This window comes from Stenotrophomonas sp. TWI809 (assembly GCF_039673205.1).
Classification (GTDB): domain Bacteria; phylum Pseudomonadota; class Gammaproteobacteria; order Xanthomonadales; family Xanthomonadaceae; genus Stenotrophomonas.
In genome coordinates this window covers 1-5,078 of the sequence record NZ_JBDJLE010000048.1, presented here as the reverse complement: position 1 = coordinate 5,078, position 5,078 = coordinate 1, and the positions used below count along the sequence as shown (strand labels likewise).

Here is a 5,078-nt window from a genome sequence, read left to right as displayed (position 1 = left end):
CCGTGCCTCCTCCCCCCCCCGCGGCGGCGCCCCCCCCCCCCCCCCCCCCCACTACCGGATCATCGGGTTCTGCAGCGCCGGTAGGTGACGACCGTTGGTCGTCACCCTCGCCATCCTCGTGTCCCGTTTACAGCCGCACCAGCAGATGCTTGGCCATCATCCCGTGCAGGTGACCGATGCCGCGGGCCAGGTGCAGCGTCGCGAACAGCAGCAGCACGCCGATGATCGCCAGCAGCGGTGTGACCCAGATCGGCAGCATCTGGATGCCGTCGATGTGGATGCCCACGTAGTCACTGGAGAACAGCGCCGCCACCGGTGCCCAGATGAAGCCGATCGAGGTCGACAACAGCGTGGTGGCGATCGTGAAGTAGACGATGCCCAGCGGCAGCATCAGCACGAAGTACAGCAGGGTCAGCCAGGTGCGGCCATCGGTGAACATGTCACCGATCCGCTGCAGCCAGCTGCGGCTGCGGTCGGAATAGGTCGGCCGGCGCGGCATGCGCTCACCGAGCAGGGCTTCGACCAATCGCCCTTCCAGCAGCGACAGACCGCGCACCGAGCCGAAGAACAACACCGCCACGGGAATGCCGATGATCAGCACCATCAGGCCCAGCGACAGCGACAGGCCGGTGACCACCCAGGTGAAGAAGAACGTACCGGTGGCCAGCGACAGGAGCATGTAGAACAGCGCGCCATAGGTGCGTGCCTCCAGCGCCACACCGAAGAAGCGGGCCAAGGCCGAGCGTGGCTTGGACGGCGCCTGCGGCGGTGCCGTTTGCGCGCCAGCGCTGACCGGCGCTGCACGTCGGATCGGTGCCGCACCCGCGCTCGGCGTGCGCAGCGCACGGTTCACGGTGATTTCCGTTTCGCGGTAGATCTCGGCCACTTCTTCCGGCGCACCGTAACTGCCGGCCACATCGGCGATCACCTCGGCCTCGCTGCGGCCCGGCTGTGCGGCCAGCTCCGAGCGCAGGTACTCCTCGGCGTCGTACAGGGCGTCCTGCACCATCGCCGGATCGGCGTCGTGCAACGCCGCGCGCAGCTGTGCCAGATACGCCGGGATGGTGGTCGGCAAGGCCCGACCGGCCACGGATTCGATGTTCATGCGGTTACCCCTTCCAGGACGGAATCGACGGAATCACGGGTGGCACGCCATGCGGCGGTCCAGTGGCTGAGCACTTCACGCCCCGTGTCATTGATGCGGTAGTAGCGACGCGGCGGACCCGCCACCGACGGTTCAACATGGCTTTCCAGCAACCCGGCCCCTTCCAGGTTGCGCAGCACCGGGTAGAGCGCGCTCTGCTTGCCGCTCAGCACGCCCTCACCGACCCGCTCCAGCTCCTTGGCGATCAGGTAGCCGTACAGCGGCTCACCGGCCTTGGCCAGCACCGCCAGCAAGGCCAGGGAGACCGTGCCGGAGCTGAGCTCTTTCTGGAATTTCTTGAGGTGGACCTCGTGGTCACTCATGACGGTCTCCGCTAGCGTGGAGTCCACACTAGTCCGAAGTTCGCTATAGCGGATGTGTCGTTAGTCACCGTGCCGCAGGACATCCCCTGGCTGGCCGTAGCCGGTGCGCTTCGCGCACAATCGGGCACTCCCTTCCTGAACGGGTCTGCCATGTCGCCACGTCGTCCTGCCCTGCTCACCCTCGCCCTGGCCTGCCTGCTCCCCGGCCTGGTCAGCGCGGCCACGCCTTACCGCAGCCCGCAGCAGATCCTGGACGCGTCGCCGGACAGCGACTGGCGCACGCCCGACCCGGCCAACCTGCTGTACATGAACCTGCCCGCCGGCCGCGTCATCATCGAACTGGCCCCGGCGTTCGCGCCGCAGCACGTGGGCAACATCCAGACCCTGGCCCACGAGCATTTCTGGGATGGCCAGAGCATCTACCGCGCGCAGGACAACTTCGTGGTGCAGTTCGGCGATGCCGATGCCGACGATGCCGCCAAGGCAAAGCCGCTCGGCAGCGCCAAGCGCACGCTCCCGGCCGAATTCCAGCGTGACAGCAAGGGGCTGAAGGTGAGCCTCCTGCCCGACCGTGATGGCTGGGCCGACCAGACCGGCTTCGTCGACGGCTTCCCGGTGGGCCAGGATCGCAAGGACGGCAAGACCTGGCTGGCGCATTGCTATGGCGCGCTGGGCGCCGGCCGCAACAACGAGGAAGACAGCAGCATCGGTGCCGAACTGTACGTCGTGACCGGGCAGTCGCCGCGTCAGCTGGACCGCAACATCACCGTGGTCGGCCGCGTGCTGCAGGGCATGGAGCTGCTCAGCGCGCTGCCACGTGGCCCGGCCCCGATGGGCTTCTACGCCGATCCGGCGCAGCGTACGGCGATCCAGTCGATCCAGCGTGCCAGCGATGTACCGGCCGCGGAACGCCCCAAGCTGCAGGTGCTGCGCACGGACTCCAGGACCTTTGCCGATGCGACCGAAGCGCGCCGCAACCGCGTCGATGATTTCTACAAGCGCCCGGCCGGCCACATCGACCTGTGCAACATCCCGGTGCCGGTGCGGTAAGGCCGAGCCACCGGCGCGGTGAACGTGCATGGGGGTGGACATGCCCGTCCCGGTCGCGCCGGCCGCTGGCCGGCTGATCGCCTCCGCAGAGGCGATCTCTATCGCTTCTGGGACACCGCCACACTGCCGAGAATGAGCACGCCCGCCACGACCATCGCGCCAGTCACCGGTTCGCCCAGGAACAGCCACGCGAACAGCGCGCCGAACATCGGCACCAGGTAGGTCACAGTCGAGGCACGGGCCGGACCGATGCGGGCGATCAGGCGGTAGAACATCAGGAACGCCAGGCCGGTGCAGACCACGCCCAGCGCAATCGCGCAGGCCCAGGACAGCATCGGGATCGGGGCGGTCGGCCAATGGGTCAGCGCCATCGGCAGCAGCAGGATCGCCGCGCAGCCGAGCGTGGCACCGGCCGAGGCCGCCGGTGGCAGGCCGGTCATGTGGCGCTTCACCAGATTGACGCCCAGGCCATACAACAGCGCGGCCAGGGCACCGGCCATCACCGCCGCACCGATGCTCAGACCGGACACTTTGGCCGTGGCCAACACCACCACCCCGGCGAAGCCGACCAGCAGGGCGATCGCGCGGCGCATGCCGATCTTTTCGCCGAAGAACAGGAACGCGATCAGCGCGGCGAACAGCACGGTCATCGCATTGCAGATCGCACCGATCGCGGCCGGAGCGCGTTGTGCGGCCCAGGCGAACAGCACGAACGGGATGGCCGAGTTGATCAGCCCGATCGGCGCCAGCCACAGCCAGCGGCGGGCCGGGAACTGCGCGCGCGCCTGCCACAGGAACGGCAGCAGCACGAGCGCGCCGAGCAGCAGCCGCACCTCCACCAGTGCATACGGTCCGAAGGCTGGCACGGCCACCCGCATGAACAGGAACGAGCAGCCCCATATCGCGCCCAGTGCGGTCAGTTCCAGCGGCGTGCGCCAATCGCGCGCCACCGTAGCGGCGGCCAGCGGCGCTCCGCTCATGACCGGCCCCCGAAGCAGGGCAGGCGCGCGGGACAGGGGGTAAGGGGCGGCAACATGCGCGTGAATCCGGAGGGGAAGGACGACAGCATCCGCCTGCCGTCAGGCACTCACAAGCGCGTAGTATCCGTGCAAGCCACAAATATGATTTGGGTCTCGACCATGATCCTTCGCCCTGCCCTGTTGCCCGCGCTGGGGGTGTTCGCGGTTGCCGCACGCCACCAGAACTTCGCCCACGCCGCCCAGGAACTGCACCTCACCGCCAGTGCGGTCAGCCACCATGTGCGACGGCTGGAAGACCTGCTTGGAACCATCCTGTTCCAGCGCCATGCGCGCGGCGTGCGGCTGACGGCCGAAGGCCGCCAGCTGGCCGATGCGGCGGCGGCGGCGCTCAGTGATCTCAATGCAGTGGCCGGCAACCTGCATCCGCAGGCGGACATCGTGCCGCTGCGGGTCACCACCATCCGCTCGCTGTCGTACTGCTGGCTGATTCCGCGGTTGCCGCGCTTCACCCAACAGCATCCGCGCATGCGTATCGAGCTGCAGACCAGCACCGAACTGGTCCGCTTTGACGAAACCGGTCCGGAACTGGGCATCCGTTACGGCCTTGGCCAATGGCCAGGCATGGCCGCGCATCACCTGATGGACGATGAACTCTGCCCGGTGGCCTCACCTTCCCTGGCGGGCGTCTCGATGCTGCGCGAACCGGCACAGATCGCCGCCTTGCCGCTGCTCAGCGACATGTCGCCGCAGGGTTGGCGCGATTGGTTCCGGGCGGCGGGTGTGCGCGGGTTGGACCTGCCCTCGCTGCACACCTTCAGCGACAGCACCGATGCGATGCGCGCCGCGGTCTACGGCATCGGCGCAGTGCTGGCGCGCAAGCACATCGCCCAGCCCTACCTGCAGCGTTATGAGCTGGTGCGCCTGCCGGGCCCCGCACTCAAGGCGCGCTACGCCTACTACGTGGTCCACGCCGAACACCGCCCACTCAGCCCGACCGCGCAGGCGTTCATGGACTGGCTCAAGCGCGAGGCACTGGATGAGCGCACCCCGCTGCCCGCACTGCCCGATGAACTGCTGGGCCTGCCGCCTGCGGACGGCACGCACGACTGAACCGGACGCCACGGTCCGGCGCATGTCCTCACCCGATCTTTTCCGCGTGCTGGCTAGGCTGGAGTCCCTTTCCCCGAGGCTCGACCCATGGCCCTGTTGCGACTGCGAATCACCGGCACCGAAGACGATGCACGTGCCATCACCGACCTGCTGCAGAGCATCGAGGGGATCGAACACGTCGAGGAAACCGACGATCTGATGCCGCACATGGACGACGACGATTCCAGCTCGGCCGGCCTGTCCGATGACATCGGCCCGGGCACGCACGAACTGGAAGTGGAAGTAGGCAACGCACTCGGTGCCCAGCGCGTGCGTGACGCCGTGCAGGAACTGGCGCTGGAACTGGATGTCTTCGTGGAATACGAGCAGGACGAAGGCTGAGTCAGCCGTCGTGGGGGGGGGGGGGGGGGGGGGGCGGCCGGGAGGGCGGGCGGGGGCGGGCCGCCGCCCCGCGGCCCGGCGCGCGGCGCC

At 68.3% G+C, this 5,078-nt stretch carries 6 protein-coding genes; 3 read left to right on the top strand and 3 right to left on the bottom strand.

Annotated features, from left to right (window positions below):
* Positions 1-127: 127 nt before the first annotated feature.
* Both ABE472_RS18770 and ABE472_RS18765 read right to left on the bottom strand, forming a co-directional pair.
* Positions 128-1,105: a sensor domain-containing protein gene (locus tag ABE472_RS18770; RefSeq protein ID WP_313217711.1), complete on the bottom strand. Its 978-nt coding sequence runs from the start codon at positions 1,103-1,105 to the stop codon at positions 128-130.
* The gene (locus ABE472_RS18765; RefSeq protein WP_313210828.1) at positions 1,102-1,467 is read right to left on the bottom strand and encodes a PadR family transcriptional regulator; all 366 of its coding nucleotides are present in this window, start codon (positions 1,465-1,467) and stop codon (positions 1,102-1,104) included. The genes ABE472_RS18770 and ABE472_RS18765 overlap by 4 nt, the downstream gene beginning before the upstream one ends.
* A gap of 150 nt (positions 1,468-1,617) precedes the next feature.
* On the opposite strand from ABE472_RS18765, the gene ABE472_RS18760 reads away from it, so the two are divergent.
* Positions 1,618-2,517 (top strand): peptidylprolyl isomerase, encoded by a 900-nt coding sequence (locus tag ABE472_RS18760; RefSeq protein ID WP_313217709.1) that lies wholly within the window; start codon positions 1,618-1,620, stop codon positions 2,515-2,517.
* A gap of 98 nt (positions 2,518-2,615) precedes the next feature.
* Here ABE472_RS18760 and ABE472_RS18755 read toward each other — a convergent pair whose 3' ends face one another.
* Positions 2,616-3,497 carry a DMT family transporter gene (locus tag ABE472_RS18755; RefSeq protein ID WP_313210824.1) on the bottom strand — a complete coding sequence of 294 codons (882 nt, stop codon included), beginning with the start codon at positions 3,495-3,497 and terminating at the stop codon, positions 2,616-2,618.
* Between the two features lie 159 nt (positions 3,498-3,656).
* Here ABE472_RS18755 and ABE472_RS18750 point away from each other — a divergent pair, with 159 nt between their 5' ends.
* Both ABE472_RS18750 and ABE472_RS18745 read left to right on the top strand, forming a co-directional pair.
* Entirely contained in the window at positions 3,657-4,607 is a 951-nt protein-coding gene (locus ABE472_RS18750; RefSeq protein WP_313210822.1) for a LysR substrate-binding domain-containing protein, read from the top strand.
* 87 nt (positions 4,608-4,694) lie between these two features.
* Positions 4,695-4,988 (top strand): hypothetical protein, encoded by a 294-nt coding sequence (locus ABE472_RS18745; protein ID WP_019184421.1) that lies wholly within the window; start codon positions 4,695-4,697, stop codon positions 4,986-4,988.
* The last annotated feature ends 90 nt before the right edge of the window (positions 4,989-5,078 follow it).

Excerpts from the sequence above, each read along its gene's own strand:
- ABE472_RS18770 (WP_313217711.1), bottom strand. The coding sequence starts at position 1,105 with ATGAACATCGAATCCGTGGCCGGTCGGGCCTTGCCGACCACCATCCCG.
- ABE472_RS18765 (WP_313210828.1), bottom strand. The coding sequence starts at position 1,467 with ATGAGTGACCACGAGGTCCACCTCAAGAAATTCCAGAAAGAGCTCAGC.
- ABE472_RS18760 (WP_313217709.1), top strand. The coding sequence starts at position 1,618 with ATGTCGCCACGTCGTCCTGCCCTGCTCACCCTCGCCCTGGCCTGCCTG.
- ABE472_RS18755 (WP_313210824.1), bottom strand. The coding sequence starts at position 3,497 with ATGAGCGGAGCGCCGCTGGCCGCCGCTACGGTGGCGCGCGATTGGCGC.
- ABE472_RS18750 (WP_313210822.1), top strand. The coding sequence starts at position 3,657 with ATGATCCTTCGCCCTGCCCTGTTGCCCGCGCTGGGGGTGTTCGCGGTT.
- ABE472_RS18745 (WP_019184421.1), top strand. The coding sequence starts at position 4,695 with ATGGCCCTGTTGCGACTGCGAATCACCGGCACCGAAGACGATGCACGT.